Origin of the sequence: Chryseobacterium sp. X308 (assembly GCF_020733145.1) — a bacterium.
Lineage (GTDB): Bacteria > Bacteroidota > Bacteroidia > Flavobacteriales > Weeksellaceae > Chryseobacterium > Chryseobacterium cupriresistens.
The window spans coordinates 354,742-371,007 of record NZ_JAJFZH010000002.1 but is presented as its reverse complement, the minus strand read 5'-3'; the positions used below and the strand labels follow the sequence as shown (position 1 = coordinate 371,007).

15 protein-coding genes are annotated in these 16,266 nt (G+C 37.9%); 7 read left to right on the top strand and 8 right to left on the bottom strand.

From position 1 onward, the window contains the following. Positions 1-116: 116 nt before the first annotated feature. Complete coding sequence (locus LIV57_RS04655) at positions 117-1,238, bottom strand: agmatine/peptidylarginine deiminase (RefSeq protein WP_410673267.1); 1,122 nt, start codon at positions 1,236-1,238, stop codon at positions 117-119. Between the two features lie 69 nt (positions 1,239-1,307). Further along, on the bottom strand, positions 1,308-2,132 hold the full coding sequence (locus tag LIV57_RS04650; RefSeq protein ID WP_227941636.1) for a GyrI-like domain-containing protein: 825 nt from the start codon (positions 2,130-2,132) through the stop codon (positions 1,308-1,310). Between the two features lie 162 nt (positions 2,133-2,294). On the opposite strand from LIV57_RS04650, the gene LIV57_RS04645 reads away from it, so the two are divergent. Beyond that, on the top strand, positions 2,295-2,543 hold the full coding sequence (locus LIV57_RS04645) for an FUSC family protein (RefSeq protein ID WP_110009680.1): 249 nt from the start codon (positions 2,295-2,297) through the stop codon (positions 2,541-2,543). Then, positions 2,543-2,950, top strand: a complete 408-nt coding sequence (locus tag LIV57_RS04640) for a YybH family protein (protein ID WP_227941635.1) — start codon at positions 2,543-2,545, stop codon at positions 2,948-2,950. Before LIV57_RS04645 ends, LIV57_RS04640 begins: the two co-directional genes overlap by 1 nt. A gap of 70 nt (positions 2,951-3,020) precedes the next feature. Here the strand turns inward: LIV57_RS04640 and LIV57_RS04635 are convergent, their stop codons facing one another. Both LIV57_RS04635 and LIV57_RS04630 read right to left on the bottom strand, forming a co-directional pair. Next, the gene (locus LIV57_RS04635; RefSeq protein WP_227941634.1) at positions 3,021-4,475 is read right to left on the bottom strand and encodes a sigma 54-interacting transcriptional regulator; all 1,455 of its coding nucleotides are present in this window, start codon (positions 4,473-4,475) and stop codon (positions 3,021-3,023) included. A 61-nt stretch (positions 4,476-4,536) separates the two neighbouring features. Beyond that, positions 4,537-5,676 (bottom strand): vWA domain-containing protein, encoded by a 1,140-nt coding sequence (locus LIV57_RS04630; protein WP_227941633.1) that lies wholly within the window; start codon positions 5,674-5,676, stop codon positions 4,537-4,539. A 576-nt stretch (positions 5,677-6,252) separates the two neighbouring features. On the opposite strand from LIV57_RS04630, the gene LIV57_RS04625 reads away from it, so the two are divergent. From LIV57_RS04625 to LIV57_RS04610, 4 genes are all read left to right on the top strand, one after another. Further along, entirely contained in the window at positions 6,253-7,986 is a 1,734-nt protein-coding gene (locus LIV57_RS04625; RefSeq protein ID WP_110009683.1) for a sensor histidine kinase, read from the top strand. Beyond that, positions 7,964-8,617 (top strand): LuxR C-terminal-related transcriptional regulator, encoded by a 654-nt coding sequence (locus tag LIV57_RS04620; RefSeq protein ID WP_227941632.1) that lies wholly within the window; start codon positions 7,964-7,966, stop codon positions 8,615-8,617. Before LIV57_RS04625 ends, LIV57_RS04620 begins: the two co-directional genes overlap by 23 nt. A gap of 520 nt (positions 8,618-9,137) precedes the next feature. After that, positions 9,138-9,545, top strand: a complete 408-nt coding sequence (locus tag LIV57_RS04615; protein WP_227941631.1) for an ACT domain-containing protein — start codon at positions 9,138-9,140, stop codon at positions 9,543-9,545. 139 nt (positions 9,546-9,684) lie between these two features. Further along, the gene (locus LIV57_RS04610) at positions 9,685-10,632 is read left to right on the top strand and encodes an alpha/beta fold hydrolase (RefSeq protein ID WP_227941630.1); all 948 of its coding nucleotides are present in this window, start codon (positions 9,685-9,687) and stop codon (positions 10,630-10,632) included. Between the two features lie 71 nt (positions 10,633-10,703). Here LIV57_RS04610 and LIV57_RS04605 read toward each other — a convergent pair whose 3' ends face one another. Next, on the bottom strand, positions 10,704-11,099 hold the full coding sequence (locus LIV57_RS04605; RefSeq protein WP_227941629.1) for a VOC family protein: 396 nt from the start codon (positions 11,097-11,099) through the stop codon (positions 10,704-10,706). Positions 11,100-11,197: 98 nt separating this feature from the next. Beyond that, a complete protein-coding gene (locus LIV57_RS04600) occupies positions 11,198-11,884 on the bottom strand; it encodes a Crp/Fnr family transcriptional regulator (protein ID WP_202843153.1) in 687 nt (228 codons plus the stop codon). A 365-nt stretch (positions 11,885-12,249) separates the two neighbouring features. Between LIV57_RS04600 and LIV57_RS04595 the strand changes: the two genes are divergently transcribed. After that, complete coding sequence (locus LIV57_RS04595; RefSeq protein WP_227941628.1) at positions 12,250-12,975, top strand: YoaK family protein; 726 nt, start codon at positions 12,250-12,252, stop codon at positions 12,973-12,975. A 48-nt stretch (positions 12,976-13,023) separates the two neighbouring features. Here the strand turns inward: LIV57_RS04595 and LIV57_RS04590 are convergent, their stop codons facing one another. Together LIV57_RS04590 and LIV57_RS04585 are read right to left on the bottom strand one after the other, a co-directional pair. Continuing rightward, positions 13,024-13,839, bottom strand: a complete 816-nt coding sequence (locus LIV57_RS04590) for a DUF4249 domain-containing protein (RefSeq protein ID WP_227941627.1) — start codon at positions 13,837-13,839, stop codon at positions 13,024-13,026. Positions 13,840-13,842: 3 nt separating this feature from the next. After that, on the bottom strand, positions 13,843-16,173 hold the full coding sequence (locus tag LIV57_RS04585; protein ID WP_227941626.1) for a TonB-dependent receptor: 2,331 nt from the start codon (positions 16,171-16,173) through the stop codon (positions 13,843-13,845). Positions 16,174-16,266: the final 93 nt, after the last annotated feature.

The window sequence follows — 16,266 nt, the reverse complement described above, 5'->3', positions numbered from 1 at the left end:
ATAAAAACCATCTTTTTAGAGATGGACAGGGCAAATTTACGCTATTTTTTGACGATGGGCATTCTCTATTAGTAAAGCCTGCTGAAAGTCAGCAGACTTTATTTTTAATAACATTTTTACTGAGGTTGTTGCTGTGTTACACAATGAACCATTCCGCCATTGGCAAATAAATTCCGGCAGTCTATACCAACCACCTGTTTGCCAGGATAAAGCTGTTGGATAATATTGTTGGCAACTGCATCGTTAGGGTCGTTATAATTAGGAACCAATACACGGTTATTCGCAATATAATAATTGATATAAGAAGCACGACCTACATTCTTTCCGTACGTAGTGATCACATCATTTCTTGTTAAAGGTACTTTTACAAAGTGATAGGCAGCTCCGGTTTTTGTGGTTGCATCATACAGTTTATCAATATCTCCGTCCGGTACCTGCCAGTAGGCCAGATCATCAGGACTCATTGTAATAATGGTGGAAGAATTGGCAAACCGGGCAAAACCATCAATGTGCATATCTGTAATATCCAGACCGGCTTTTCCATTCAGCCAGATAAATTTGGTTACTCCGAGGTTTTTAGTAAATATAGCCTCTGCCTGTTGTTGCGTCATTCCCGGATTTCTGTTATTATTCAGAATGGAACTTTTGCAAGCCATTAATACTCCGTTTCCGTCAATTTCCACACTTCCGCCTTCATTGATCATCACTGAGTTAAGATTGATTTTTGGTATATTGGTATCGGCTGCTATTTTTGAAGGTATTACGTTACATTTGCTGTAATCGGCTTTGTTTCCCCAGCCGTTAAATCCCCAGTCCTGAATGAATAACTGTCCGTTCTGATCTTTTACATAAATAGGACCGTTATCCCTTACCCAGAAATCATCCGTTGGATAAATTTTGAAGTTGATATTGGTGAGAGAAACTCCAGCATTGTTGAGCAGGCCTATAATACGATTCTTTTCTGTCCCGTCATAGGCAATGATATGAACCTTTTCACTTTGTACAAGTTCTTTGGTCATCGCTACCCAGGTGGCATCCAGTCTGTTGCGGTAAGTCACTCCATACTGATACTGATGAGGCCATTGAAGCCAGGTTCCTTCATGGGGAGCTGATTCTTCAGGCATTTTGTAAACAATGGTTTCCGGATTTACCATACCCGGTAATTCTGTTAAGTCCGCTGATGAGCAGGATAATAGAAGAAGAGGTAATAATGGGAACATGATTTTCTTTTTTTGCATAACTGATCTATTTTTAACAGAGCAAAATTAGATCGATTGTTTTTCTTAAAGTTGTCCCAAATTGACAACTTACTTCAAAGGTAATAAAATATAGGTCAGCTGTTTTTCCTGGCCGTCTTCATTTTCAGCATGATTTTCATACTTTTCAATGATAGGAGTGTGTGAAAACTCAAGACCTGAATTGAAAATCCAGCGGGAATAGATTTTCGTATACGTGTCGTCTATTGTTTCGTAGCTTCCATGATGGGTAAAACGGGCATATTTACCTCCGAATATCATTTTTGAAGGTAGCTTTTTATTTCCGGACTGAACGGATGAGCATGCATCATAGCGGCAGTTGATTTCTGTTTTTATTAATGGTTCATCGGCTATAACTCCAAAATATTCTATCCCGGAGTCAGGGAAATCATTTTCCATGAACTTTTCCCACAGAACTTCAATCTCTTCATTGTTATAATAGGTGTTAATACTCTGATAATATACCTGGACAGGTTTCAGATAAACAATTTCGGGTTCCAGCAAGACCTCTGAGGTAACAGGAATGATAGTACCTCCACAAAGGAGTTGTTCCTTACTTTGTTTTGCAGTTTTAGGAGAAATCCCAAAATGTTGTTTAAAAGCTTTGGAAAAGGAAGCGATATTGGCAAAACCCACTTCAATGGCAATGGAGGTGAGATTTTCCTGGGTATAAAGAATGCGTTTATAGGCATTTTCTACTTTTAATCTTTGCTGGAAAGCACCTATTGTCTCCCCACAGCTGTGCTTGAAAATGCGCTGGATATTCCGGTAAGAATAATGAGAAATGTCTTCCAGTTCCTTTGCAGAAACATGCTGGTCGTAATTCTTCTCCATGAAATTGATAACTCTGTAAATACAATTCAGGTTGTCTTCCATAAGCATTGAAATTTTTCCGAAACTGGTGATATGAAATAAATTACAAATAAAAGAAATAAAAAAATATCTTGACAATATTGTAATTTAGCTTTCGGTAAAAATAGATTTAAAAAAAATGAATTTTACCGCTCTAAAACGAAAAACCAAGAAATACTATTAAATATGGAAAAAGATTTGTCAGAATTAACGGATCAGGAGCTGATAGAGAAAAAAAGAACTATTGAAGCCAGAAATGTTGTGAATGCTATCATCCTGGGGGTATTGGCTGGAATTGCTATTTATAGTACCATAACCAAAGGGATCAGTTTCACTACTTTTTTACCGATACTTCTTGCTTTTTTTGTGGCCAACAGCTGGAATAAAGGTAAGAAAGGCTTGAAAAGGGAAATGGACTCCAGAAATGTGAAGTAATGCAGGAATTTAACAGAAAAACAGAAACTGGTGCTGTAGCCTATTTCCGGTATTGCATCAGAAACGGAGATGTAAAAGGAGCATTAAGCTGTTTTCATCCTGAAGCAGTCTACATAGACCGCGATGGAAGAGAGTGGAGAGGGCTTGAACAGATAGAAAGGGCAATGAATGAGATTTGCCGCTTACAACTGGATATTCAAGGTGAAACTCCACATATCACTGTTGTAAATGATCTGGCGATGTGGCAGGATCAGTGGGAAATAACGGGAACTGCTCCGGATGGGCATTCTATTCATATGACAGGCAATACTTCCTGTATCATGAAAAGAAATGAAGAAGGAGAGTGGCTGTGGCTGGTTGACAATCCTTTCGGTTCTGCTGTGCTTAAAAATGACAATCTGGTATAAAGTCTTTCAGAAACAAATAAAAAACCTTCAGCTGAACTGAAGGTTTTACTTTTATATTATTTTACTGATTTTAGTTGCGTAAGAATTGGCCGATCCCGGGAGAATCGAAAGTGAATGCATTCTGATTTTCAGATTTGTCAATTTTATTGCTGATGGTTAATGCCCATAATACAAGCTCTTTGCAGAAATTCTGATCTTCTTTGCTCAATTCAGAGGCATTTTCTTCCACCACAGTTGTCAAAGGTTCTATCTTGTCAAGTTTAGCATAAAATTCTTCATCCGTATCATTGTAGTTAAGTTCTAAATGATTTTTGTTAAACCATCTGATCAGGTCAGTGTACGGAGTTTTGATGCCTTCTTTTTCCAGTTTTGAAATACGTGGGAACAGGCTTTCGAATTGGGTCATTACCGCTTTATCAATTAATATTTTGGCCACGTAATCTGCTCCTTCCTGTTCTCCTTCATAGACCAGCTCAATTTTCCCTGTGATGGATGGAATGATCGACATAAAATCTAGCAGACGTACAGTGGTTCTTTCTGCTCCGGATTCAATTAAACGTAATTTCGCCGCTGCCACTAAATTTTCCATGGCACTGATGGTCAAACGGGCACTGACACCACTTTTGGCATCCACATATTCGCTGATACGGGCGGCAAAAGCAACCTCTTCCAAAAGATCTTTTGCCAGATCAGGAATCTGAATCTGTTCTTTATCTTCAGCAGAAATCAGTGCTTCCTGTTCTGTAATTTGTCTGGCAAGTGCTATTGTTTTGGGATAGTGTGTGAAGATCTGAGATCCGATTCTGTCTTTCAGCGGCGTTACAATACTTCCTCTGTTCGTATAGTCTTCCGGATTGGCGGTAAAGACAAACTGAATATCAAGCGGCATTCTCAGCTGGAATCCGCGGATCTGAATATCTCCTTCCTGTAAAATATTAAACAAAGAAACCTGAATTCTTGCCTGCAGATCCGGTAATTCATTTAAAACAAAAATAGAACGGTTGGCACGCGGAATCATTCCATAATGGAGGACACGTTCGTCGGAATAGGGCAGTTTCAGGGTTGCAGCTTTAATAGGATCAATGTCACCGATTAAGTCAGCAACATTTACATCGGGAGTGGCCAGTTTTTCGTAGAAACGGTGAGAACGGTGCACCCATGAAATCGGAGTTTCATCACCCAGTTCAGCAATCAGGTCTTTGGCAAATTTTGAAATGGGCTGAAACGGGCTGTCATTGATTTCAGACCCTTTTACGATAGGCATATATTCATCAAGCAGATTAACCATACTTCTTGCAATCCTGGTTTTTGCCTGTCCGCGCAGTCCCAGTAAATTGATGTGGTGTCCGGCAAGAATTGCCTTTTTCAGTTGGGGAACAACCGTGTCTTCATAGCCCCAAAGCCCTTCAAACACAGGTTCTTTAGATTTGATTCTGGCAATCAGATTGGCCTGGATTTCCTCATTAATCGTTTTGTGAGTATAACCGGATTTTTTTAATTCTTTGAATGTAATATCGTTTTTCATTGTCTTGTAATACTATTTATCTGATGAGATTTTTATTTTTAAATAATGTAAAATCTGATCTTTATATTCTTCTTATTCTGTTTTTTTCGTAATCTTCAAAAATCATTTGTCCTAATCCTGACAGTCCGGTCAGGAAGGCTTTTCCTTTATTTTGGGCTGTAAACTCTTCCACAAACTGACGCAGGTAAGGATCCTGGGCAATCATGAAAGTCGTGATAGGAATTTTCAGTTTTCTCGCCTGCGCTGCTCTGTTGAAACATTGGTTGACAATCTTTTCATCCAGCCCAAAGCTGTTCATATAAAACTCACCGCTGGGCAACTGAATACAGCTGGGTTTTCCGTCGGTGATCATAAAAATCTGCTTGTTGGTATTTCTTTTTCTGCGAAGGATATCCATGGCGAGTTCCAAACCTGCTACGGTATTGGTATGATAAGGACCAACTTTTAAATAGGGAAGGTCTTTGATCTTAATGGGCCATGCCTCGTTTCCAAAAACAATAATATCGATGGAATCTTTCGGATATTTTCTTTTAATCAATTCTACGAGTGCCATGGCTACTTTTTTGGCCGGAGTAATCCTGTCTTCACCATATAAGATCATAGAATGGCTGATATCAATCATCAGAACAGTACTCATCTGTGCCTTATGCTTGGTTTCCTCTACGATCAGGTCTTCTTCTGTGAGACGAAGGTCTGAGATTCCGTTGTTGATCTGTGCATTCTTTAAACTTTCGGTCATGTTCACAGCAGTAAGGTCATCCCCGTATTGGAAAGAACGGTTTTCGCCATCACGTTCATCTCCGATTCCTGTTTTATGGGTACGGTGATTTCCGGCTCCGTTTTTCTTCAGTTTCCCAAAGATCTGATCCAGCGCATATTCACGAAGGGCAGCTTCCAGTTTCGGGGTTAATATATTTTTACCTTTTCCACTTCCCGTATTACCTTCTTCAGGATCTTCTTCCCTGATATAACCTCGTTTTTTCAAATCCTCTTCAAAATCCTGAAGGGTATACTCATCACTGAAAATATCATATTCCTGATCAAGCATGTCCAGCCAGTCGAAGGCTTCTTCAATATCTCCGGAGGTATGGGTAAGCAGATCTTTGAAAACATCAAAGACACGCTCAAAATGTGATAATTCCTCCGGCACATGCTTGCTGAATATAAAGCCTTTTCCGGGATTAAAATTTTTATCTCTCATAAGATGATAAAGCGGTTTTTGCAGTTAATTGCTTTTGAATATTCAGAGAATTCGGTGAATGGTCTGAAGTATTCTTTAATTCCTTTCAAACTGAAAAGTTAGGAAAATATCATCTCATGATTCCCCTGGAAAAATAGAAAATACTAATGATTGTGATATGGAATCGAAATATAATTCTGGGCTTTTTTTGCTTACTGTGAATTTTACATCCTTAACTTTATCAAAGTTTTGTGAGTTTGTAATGTGCATATTTTCAAATGTTTGAATTGTTTTTTGGAATGAAATAAACAGAAAAAGAACATTTTGCCGGAAGCCTGTTTTTTTGCTATTGATCTAAAAAAATAGATTTACATACATAAAACTGAGTGTTGACAAGCCGTTTTAATTGTAAAAAGAATTAAATTCTCTGTGTTTTATCAAATATTCATTATTAGTAAGAAGACAAAAATTACTTTAACTTTGCCAGTTAGATAATATATGGCTGTTATGAAATTGCTGAAAATAATGCTATATTGTTGAAGACTAATATCTAATGGACTTATGTAGTCAGGAAATTAATTTAACTGATAAACAAATATGAAAAATAAATTCTTAAATTTTAAATTGAGAAAACTTGTTCATTATTCCTTGATCCTTTGTATTTTACTGATACAGGTGATTATTGCCATATTTTTCTACAACGAATTTGTCAACGGGAAAAAGCTGAAGTTTATAAAAGATCAGCTTGAAGAAAGCCGTGCCCTGGGAGGATTAACTGATAATTCCAGGAAAGATTTCATGGATGCACAGGATCATCTTCAGAAATATATGGCTACTCAGGATAATGATGATCTGCAGCTCTATTTCCAGTCGCTGAGAAAACTTAAAACTAATTTTGATAAAATTGGTGAATACGAAAATACAAGTCCAAGATTGAAAAAAAATCTGGCTATTCGTAGTAAGGATACCTTAAAGACTGCAAAACTGAAGACGCTAATAGATTCAGTGTACCAGACATCCCTCAATCCACCGGCAAAAATTGAGGACAAACAATATGAACCTGCCAAGTATAAAAATGATTTTGAAGATTTCAATATTCAGACCCGTACTTATGCGGATACCATTAAAAAGAAAGGCTTTTTCGGGCGTCTGAAAGATGCGGTAACAGGGAAGGTGGATGTTCAGAAGGAGAGTACTGTAATTACAATGACCAATAACAAGACTCTGGATATTTCTCAGGTAAAATCCAAAATGGACAATACCCTAAAATCTATGGACAAGCATTACGCTGCCGAAGTAAAAAAGGTTCAGCTGCTTGCGGCCATTAGTCAGAAGAATAATTTACAGTTTTACAGCAATTTCAGTAAGCTGCTGGTATATAGTAATAACTTAATAGAGGTGTACGAAAATGCTATCAAGGATTTTCAATCTGAACTGGAAAAAGAATACAACGACCAAAGCTCTAATAATAACAAGATAAGAACCTATCTGGTATTGGGACTGATGATTCTGATGTTTATTGTTTCTATCCTGATTATGTATTTTACAAGAATGGCGTTTATCTATGAACAGAAACTGGATGCTGCCAATAAAGAGATTAAAAAGAACCTTAATTTCAAAAACAGGATTCTGGGAATGTTAAGTCATGACCTGAGGTCTCCTTTGAAAATCATCAATATTTTCATTGACAAAATCCACAGAACTACCGAAGATGAAACGATAAAGGATTATCTTAAATCCATCAAGTTCACCAACAGTACCTTGCTTCTGCAGTCTAATCAGATTCTGGAATATACCAAAAACGAGAATGCTGAAAAAGAGCTTATACAGTCGGTCTTCAATCTTAAAGATGAAATCAGCTCTATTGTAAAGGTAATTACCCCTTATCTGGAAACGAGAAACAACAGGTTTGCTGTGACAGACAGAATCCCTGAAAATCTGGTGGTCTATTCGGATAATATCAGAATCAATCAGATTTTTATGAATATTCTGGGGAATGCCAACAAGTTTACAGAAAACGGACAGATTGATCTTGTATTGGCTACAGAATCCCTTGGAGAAAATAAAATTTGCCTGATCACCACAGTAGCGGATACGGGAGTAGGAATATCAGAATCTGATCTTGGTAAAATTTTTGATCCTTATTATCAGGGTATGGTTTCTGATGAAGTAGATAATCTGGGAGCAGGACTTGGGCTTAACCTCGTAAAAGAAATTGTAGAGCTTTTTGACGGCAATATATCGGTCGAAAGCAAATTACATAAAGGAACTAAAGTGACATTCAGGATCAACTTAAACAGTAATAATAATGGAAACACCAATACAAAATAAAGAGATTATATTCCTTCTGGCAGACGATCACAGTATTGTACGCCAGGGAATGGAGATTGTTATCAGCGATATTGTTCCTAACGCCAAAGTTTATCAAACTTCATCCTTACATCAGGTATTGGAACTTATAGAATCGAAAGGAATCGAGATGGCTGTTATTGATGCCCATTTCCCGGACGGAAACAGTCTTCATATTTTACCACAGATGAAAAGCGTAAATCCTGATATTAAAATTTTGATTTTTACAGGACTTGAAGAAGAGCTGCACGGTCTTAAATTCATTAAAGCCGGTGCTGACGGCTATCTGAGTAAACTGAGTGAGGAAGAAGACGTAAGAAAAGCAATTACAACCTTCATCGAAAAGGGAGAGTACTTCTCTGATCTTCTGAGAAACCTGCTGGTACAGTTTGTTTACAATCCGGATCTGATAAGCCCGCTCAACAGTTTAACCAAAAGAGAAATGCAGATTGCAGAACTTTATGCTGAAGGATATGGAAACCTGGAAATTTCAAACAGTCTGAATATCAAACAAAATACAGTAAGCACAATCAAAAAAAATATCTTTGAAAAACTCAAGATTGAAAATATGGTTGAGCTTGTGGACCTTGTCAAAACCCACCATAAACTATAGTGTTTTTTAAGGTGATCTCCACTTCTTATTGTCAGAGTATTATATTTCATCGATAAATATCTATAAGTCGATCGACATGTATCGATGGGGTTTATAGAGAATTTTATTTGGAAATGTTGTTCCTTTGTAGTGTAAAATTTAAGTAATGAAAAACAACTGAGAAATGTTTTTTAACTTCTTAAGTTTCACAAGCAAAAACAACAAATGATGATAACTCAATAAATGGTGGTTATTAGAAACACAAATGATGAAAAATTAAAAAACACTGATGAAATTAAAGAAGTGTATGAAAAACCTTAGACGGACTTCTTAAAAAAGCCAAATGATCAGAAAAAAACACAAACACATATAGTGAGGTTCAGTTAACAGGTTACAGTACAAACACAAAAAGGAGGCATACAGCCTCCTTTTGTGTTTTTGGGCAAGAAATATATTTTCTCACTTCAACAAAACCATTGTGTTTTTTTATCAAATGATAAACAAATACTGCCATCTATCCCTTAGTTTTGTATCAAAAAAGATGTCAGGAGAAAAAGACTTGGCCCTACTGATTCAGAATATGGAACCAGTATTGAATACCGGAGAATATGTATTTTGTACTGTTGAAATTTTAGCTGCAATACCGGATCTCGAAAAGGTTCTGTTTTTTTTCCGGGAAAATGAAGCCGTTACCATTGTGGTAGAAAAAACAGTAGCAGATGAATGGAATATGGATTACAGCTATATTTCTTCATGGATTACTCTTACAATTCACTCTTCTCTTGAGGCCGTAGGGCTTACTGCAGTTTTTGCCAATGCCCTGAAAAAGGAAAATATCAGTTGTAATGTCGTTGCCGCTTACTTCCATGATCATATTTTTGTAGCCCGAAAAGATGCTGAAAAAGCAATGGAAGCCCTTTATGCATTGAGATCAGCTCAGGAGCTGTAAATTATTTTCGAAGAAATTGTATTTCACCTTTTAAAATGTCTGATTGAGCTGCTAAAATGTCCTCTTGATAATGAAATTGAGTGTTCTGCCTGTTTTTGTGTTTTATGTTTGCACCATAATCATACAAAAATAAACGACAATGAAAACAATCAGAAAAATCTCAGCCTTAAGCTTATTATGTTTAACTCTTTTTACTGTAGTGACAGTTTCCTGCACTGAGGAAAATGAGCCTCCCACGGCGCAGGAGATACAAAACAGAAACCACCAGACTGCCAAAACCCAATTCATAACCGTTAAAGGAAATGCCATCGCATACCGTGTTTTTGGAAAAGAAGACGGGATTCCTTTGGTTCTCCTTCCGGGATTAGGCGGCTCAATGGATGACTGGGATCCTGCAGTGACGGATGGACTGGCTAAAAACTATAAAATCATTATCTTTGATAACAAAGGAGTCTCTTCCTCAAAAGGAACCACTCCCAACACAGTCCAGGCGATGGCCGATGATGCGGTAGACTTTATTAAGGCTTTGAACCTGGCCAAAGTGAATATCATGGGATTTTCTATGGGAGGATTCGTCGCACAGCGAATAGTGCTTACCAATCCCTCACTGATTAATAAAGTGATTTTAACAGGTACAGGCCCTCAGGGAGCCATAGGATTGTCTAATCTGCCCAATATTATTGCCGGAACCGCTGGCTTAAGTCCTGAAGCTTCATTCCTGAAATTTGGTTTTACAGAATCTGCTCAGAGTATTGCGGAAGGAAAAGCTTCTTTTGCAAGGGTTCAGCTTCGTACGACGGACAGAGACCTTCCTTTAAGTGATGCTGCCTCCGGTGCTCAGTTTACTGCAGTATTGAGCTGGGCTCAGCCTGATGCTGATGCACTTACAGAAATAGAGAAGATTAAAAATCCGGTACTGATTGTACATGGTGAAAATGATCTTCCGGTATCTGTTCAGAATGCTAAAAATATGGCTCAGCATTTAGACCATGCAGAGCTGGTGATTTTCCCGGATTCAGGACATGCTTCTTTTTATCAGTATCACGATATATTTGTTGCGAAAGCTACAGAATTCCTCGGAAAATAAATCTGTTCTTAAAAAATTATAACAAGAAGACCCGCTGATGAACAGCGGGTCTTTTTTACTGATATCAGGATTTAGCTGAATTTCTTCACAGCCTCTTCGCTTACCGGAGTAAAAAAGTTAATCATATTGCCATCCGGATCACAGAACAGGAGAGATCTGTTTCCCCAGGGCATCGTTGTCGGCTCCTGAATAATTCGGGAAGTCATACTTTTAATCCTTTCGTATTCTTCGTCAACATTTTTAACCATAAATTCAATAATGGTTGATTTTGTTCCTGCGAAATCTGTAAGATCTTCCGAAAACATCTGCATGGTCCGGGTACTTCCGATAGCGATTGTGATAGAATCAGTAGAGAGTTCTGCAAAATCTTCTGTATACCATGTGGCAGAAAATCCGGTAATCTGTTCATAAAATGCTACTGTTGCTTTGATGTCCTGGCTGATCATTCTTAATGAGGTAAGTTTCATAAGGATACTATTTGTTTAAACTAATTTTAAACAAAGGTAACAGGTGTTTATGACAACAGCTTGTCAGTAGAAATCAAGCTCTTTAATCTCAAATATGATTAATAAAAATTAGCGATATGAATTAATCGCTTAATATCAGTAATCTGGATTTTCCTTCCTTCAGATCTGATCAGTTTTTCCTGCTTGAAATCATTGATGATACGGGCTAAGGTTTCTCTTGCTGTTCCCACCATATTGGCAAGATCCACACGGGAAAGGGTAATGAATACTTCATGGTCAGGTGTGTCATTTGATGTATACTTATCGTGAAGAATCAGTAAACTGAGAGCCGCTCTTTCACGGACTGTACGGTGGGATAAAACTGCAATAAGGTTCGCCATTACGCTGAATTCATGGCTTAAAGATTTCAGCAGCAGCCTCGAAAGCACTGATGACTGGCTCAGAATATCCAGAAAACTATCTTTTGAAATAAATGAGATCACAGAATTTTCAAGGGTTGAGGTTGTATCTCCGTAAGATTCATTGCTCAGAATGGCAGAATATCCGAAAAATTCACCGGAACTGTAAATGTAAATAATCTGCTCCCTTCCGTCATTATCTACCTTGTATTTCTTTATTTTACCTTCGTTCAGGTAGTAAACGCCATTGGGTTTCGTTCCGTCAGTAAATATGGGTTCATTTTTACGATAGTTCCTGGTTTTCATAGCTCCTGTAAGAAGATTTTTATCATACTCAGGGAGTTCATCAAAAAGATACTGATTGTTAAAAATAAATTTTGAGATCATAATTTTTCTATACAGGATATTGGATGTACGTTCAGTTTTTAACTTAAATCACATTTTAAACCGATCTAAATCACAAGATTTTTTTCCTGAACGATTTACTTTTACAAAAGTAATGAAATTGATTCTGAAATAAGAAACAGAGGATCTCATAGAGGTCTGGAAGCCTTTTCAGAATAATCATTTATTACTAAAAAATAGGATTTTACGTTAAAGGGGAAATAGTAGATCTATAAAGAACACTGGATAAATATTTAAGCGGACATGTTTTTCACAGTTTGACGCTGACATTTCTAATTATTTTTTTTACTTATTTATTTTATCCGGTTGTTCTTTTCCTGAAGGAAAAGCCCTTATAGAAATTTAAAATGTTCAGACACAGAGGGAAAAACAGAACCTATTTTCACAATCTTAAGCTTGCATCAGTACTTTCATTTGTTGCAGGGATAGTGAATATTGCAGGTGTTTTATCTGTGAAAGTGCTTACTACGAATATAACCGGACATTTTGCCTTCTTTTCTGAAGAAATTCTTCTCGATCATTACAGCAAAGCACTCACTTATTTTATCTTTATTATATGTTTTCTGGGAGGAGCATTTTCATCCAGTTTTATGGTTGAGTTTTCGTCCGGACACAAAATGTTCCGCCCGCATCTCATTCCTTTGATCACCGAAATTCTGATTTTAGGTTTTGTGGGAATAACAGGTGACCAAACATTGAAAATCTCAATATCTCCTTATGCAATTGCCGGGCTTTTGCTTTTTGCAATGGGCGTTCAGAACTCACTGGTAACAAGAGTATCACAATCTGTGGTAAGAACCACTCATCTTACGGGCTTATTTACTGATCTGGGAATAGAGCTTTCAAAACTTTTTTTTAAGGAAAGGGAAAATGAAAAGAGGCAGCTTAAAAAGAATATCGCCCTGAAACTGGTGATTATTGCCTGCTTTTTTGCAGGATGTATGATTGGTGGTTTTGTGTATAGCATGATTCAGCTCAAAACGCTGCTTGTAACTGCGGGATTGCTCTTTGGCGTAATCAGGTATGATAAGTTCCTGTACCGGTATTATGCTTTAAAAAGGAAATTCAGATAGAATACAATAAAAAAGGATATTCCGTTGTTGGGAATATCCTTTTTAAATTTATGGTGTTACAGGCTGGATCACAAAAGTTTCCGTATCTGTTGTGTGGGCTGAAAAATAGCCTAATGCTCCGTTGCTGATATTACTCGGAGGATTAGCTGGAGTAGCAGTTCCGCCGCTGCCGCCCGAAATCTGAAGCAATGCACTGTAGTAAGTAAATACATTGGTGTCGATTGACTGCATTTCCACATGGATTTTGTCTCCCGGCACTACTTCATGGTCGCGGCCCTTGTTATCGTCATTGGGAAGAATCAGAGGCTGTTGGTTCGGTAAGCCATTATTGACATTGTCTGAAAAAGTATTCATGTATTTTTTAGGCAGATCATTAATCGTAAAACTAAAAAGATAACGGTTTCCTAATGGCATTGGATCTGTAAAGAGTGGTAAAAGAGTATAGGTAGTCTTGTCACCAAATTTAAAAGAACTCTGTTCCAGTCCGTCAAAATATACTACCTCAGGCATTGTACTCTGAGCAGTATATTGTTTTCCTTCTGCCTGTATTTTTAATGTATACGTTCTGCCGGGCGTACCTACAAAAGTAGTGGTCTGATACATTCCGTTTCCTGTATAGTGAAGCGTTTCAGTCTGGCCTGTATCATCGCTTAAAACCACCTGGGCTCCGGTTACTGCCGGATACTGATTAGGTTCTGAAAACCCAACGGACTTTGTGATTTTTATAGTATAAGGTCCTGACTGATTGGTTACATTGCCTTCAATGACAATATTCCCGCTCTGATCGTTCAGATCCAGGTCTATTTCCTTTTCACAGGAGGTTAAGGCAAAGAGGGAAACTATGATATAAAAAGTATTTTTCATGAGTTAGAATTTGAAATTATAAGTGATATTAGGGACCCATCGGAATAAGGAGGTCTGCATGGCACGTGTTGTTCCCGGGCGGTCAGGATTGTCTTCAAAATTGATTGTATAAGCATTTTCTCTGCCATACAGGTTATAAATACCAAATGTCCATGAACCACGGAACCGCTTATTGGAACTTGGTTCGTAAGTAGCACTCAAATCCATTCTGTGATATGCAGGCATTCTGTCAGCATTTCTGTTGCTGTACTGGAAGACTGTTTGTCCGTTCAGCTCATATTTTCCGGTAGGGAAGGTAACTGCATTTCCGGTACTGTATACAAATAGCCCTGAAAAACTCCATTTCGGATTAAGCTGATACGTTGCAACGACAGATAAATCATGGGTTTTATCCATTCTGGCGTTATACCATTCATTATTATTGATTCCGTTGATCTTTCTTTCTGTTTTAGAAAGGGTATAGGAGATCCATCCTGTCAGTTTTCCGCTTTTCTTTTTGGCAATGAGTTCCAGACCGTAGGCTCTCCCTTTTCCGAATAATAGTTCACTTTCTACGTCGGCTCCCGTGTCAAAGCCAATCTGAGCCCCGTTTTTAAAGTCGATCTGATTTTTCATATCTTTGTAATAAACCTCAGCGTTCAATTCATAATTATTGTTGTTGAAGTTTCTGCTGTACCCTAAACTGATCTGATCTGCGATTTCCGGTTTTACCGTATAGCTGCTTCCTATCCACTGATCGGTAGGATTTCCACTGTTGCTGTTGCTTAAGAGGTGAAGATTCTGGGTGTTTCTGGAATAACCTCCTTTCACACTGCTCACTTCATTAATGCGGTAGTTGGTGCTGATACGCGGTTCAATATTCACATAGGTCTTCCCGAATTTTCCTTTCTCTAAAAATTTACTGTCGGTAAGCACACCGTTTTCATAGGTATTGAAAGTATCACCTCCCAGTATACTGAACATGGAAAGCCTTGCTCCATAATTGATGGTCAGCTTTTCCGTTGCTTTATAATCATCATTGATGTAAACAGCATTTTCCCACGAGTATCTCGGATTTCTTGCAAAGCTGCTCACCGTAGTACCGGAGGCACTGCTCGGAGTAAGGGTATGATAAATAGACTGCAGACCGAAACGTACAGAATGCTTATTTCCGGCAAACCAGGTAAAATCCTGCTTAAGATTCCAGTCACGGATTTTTGAATTTAAATCAAATACCGTATCATCATTTTTCAGACTGATTTTATAATCATAATTACTGTAAATAAATGAAGTGTTGGAGAATAGCTTACTGCTGATGATGCTGTTCCATCTCAAAGTGGCTGTCGTATTTCCCCAGTCTGTATTGAAAGTATCTCCCAATCCTAAAACATCTCTTCCAAAATATCCGGAAAGGTAAATACGGTTGTTTTCGTTGATCTGATAATTGGCTTTCAGGTTCAGATCGTAAAAATATAATTTGTTGTCCTTATAATCTTTATTAGCTTTAAGAAAAAGATCCGCATACGTTCTTCTTCCCGAAACAATGAATGATGATTTTTCCTTTTGAATAGGCCCTTCCACACTCAGCCTGCTGCTGATAAGCCCGATTCCTCCGTTGATGTTATAATCTTTGTTGTTTCCGTCCTTCATTTTAACATCCAATACAGAAGAAAGACGTCCTCCGTATTGTGCGGGGCTGTTTCCTTTGATAATGCTGGCATCTTTCAGGGCGTCACTGTTGAATGTACTGAAAAAACCAAGAAGGTGAGAAGCATTATAAACAGGAGCTTCATCCAGCAGGATCAGGTTTTGGTCGGTAGCACCTCCTCTTACACTGAATCCGCTGCTTCCTTCACCGTTACTTTTGATCCCGGGTAAAAGCTGTATGGTTTTCATGACATCTTTTTCACCAAAAAGTACAGGAAGTTTCTCTATATTTTTAATACTTAACGTTTCTGCTCCCATTTGAGCTGAGGTCAGGTTTTTATCCTTTTTGATACCCGTTATCACCACCTCATCAATGGCTTTTTCTACAGATTCTGATGGAAGCAGCGGAAGATCAAGTTTTATATTTTGATCCACATTGATCTTCTGTTCAAAATCCTGATATCCCGGGTAGGAAATAATCAGGGTATAATTTCCTTCAGGTAATGAAAGAGAATAAAATCCATATTCGTTGGCAACAACATTAATGGTGGGATCTTCGCTTACTTTTACAGAGACTCCGATGAGCAATTCCCCGTTTTTTTTGTCTTTCACGGTTCCACTTACGGAATACGTTTGTTGGGCCATTGCCAGTGTACTGAAGCAGAGCGCAGCGGTGGCAGCGGTAATTTTTAGAAAGGATGTTTGCATTAGTTTATTTTAAAGTAGTAGATCTCTTGTCTATGAGTTAATGTTTTGATGATGTTCAATGAGTTGGATGAACAGGGGATTTGTTACAGGTAA

Excerpts from the sequence above, each read along its gene's own strand:
- LIV57_RS04645 (WP_110009680.1), top strand. The coding sequence starts at position 2,295 with ATGGAAAAAGATTTGTCAGAATTAACGGATCAGGAGCTGATAGAGAAA.
- LIV57_RS04655 (WP_410673267.1), bottom strand. The coding sequence starts at position 1,238 with ATGCAAAAAAAGAAAATCATGTTCCCATTATTACCTCTTCTTCTATTA.
- LIV57_RS04625 (WP_110009683.1), top strand. The coding sequence starts at position 6,253 with ATGAAAAATAAATTCTTAAATTTTAAATTGAGAAAACTTGTTCATTAT.
- LIV57_RS04635 (WP_227941634.1), bottom strand. The coding sequence starts at position 4,475 with ATGAAAAACGATATTACATTCAAAGAATTAAAAAAATCCGGTTATACT.
- LIV57_RS04600 (WP_202843153.1), bottom strand. The coding sequence starts at position 11,884 with ATGATCTCAAAATTTATTTTTAACAATCAGTATCTTTTTGATGAACTC.
- LIV57_RS04650 (WP_227941636.1), bottom strand. The coding sequence starts at position 2,132 with ATGGAAGACAACCTGAATTGTATTTACAGAGTTATCAATTTCATGGAG.
- LIV57_RS04640 (WP_227941635.1), top strand. The coding sequence starts at position 2,543 with ATGCAGGAATTTAACAGAAAAACAGAAACTGGTGCTGTAGCCTATTTC.
- LIV57_RS04605 (WP_227941629.1), bottom strand. The coding sequence starts at position 11,099 with ATGAAACTTACCTCATTAAGAATGATCAGCCAGGACATCAAAGCAACA.
- LIV57_RS04620 (WP_227941632.1), top strand. The coding sequence starts at position 7,964 with ATGGAAACACCAATACAAAATAAAGAGATTATATTCCTTCTGGCAGAC.
- LIV57_RS04615 (WP_227941631.1), top strand. The coding sequence starts at position 9,138 with ATGTCAGGAGAAAAAGACTTGGCCCTACTGATTCAGAATATGGAACCA.
- LIV57_RS04590 (WP_227941627.1), bottom strand. The coding sequence starts at position 13,839 with ATGAAAAATACTTTTTATATCATAGTTTCCCTCTTTGCCTTAACCTCC.
- LIV57_RS04610 (WP_227941630.1), top strand. The coding sequence starts at position 9,685 with ATGAAAACAATCAGAAAAATCTCAGCCTTAAGCTTATTATGTTTAACT.
- LIV57_RS04595 (WP_227941628.1), top strand. The coding sequence starts at position 12,250 with ATGTTCAGACACAGAGGGAAAAACAGAACCTATTTTCACAATCTTAAG.
- LIV57_RS04630 (WP_227941633.1), bottom strand. The coding sequence starts at position 5,676 with ATGAGAGATAAAAATTTTAATCCCGGAAAAGGCTTTATATTCAGCAAG.
- LIV57_RS04585 (WP_227941626.1), bottom strand. The coding sequence starts at position 16,173 with ATGCAAACATCCTTTCTAAAAATTACCGCTGCCACCGCTGCGCTCTGC.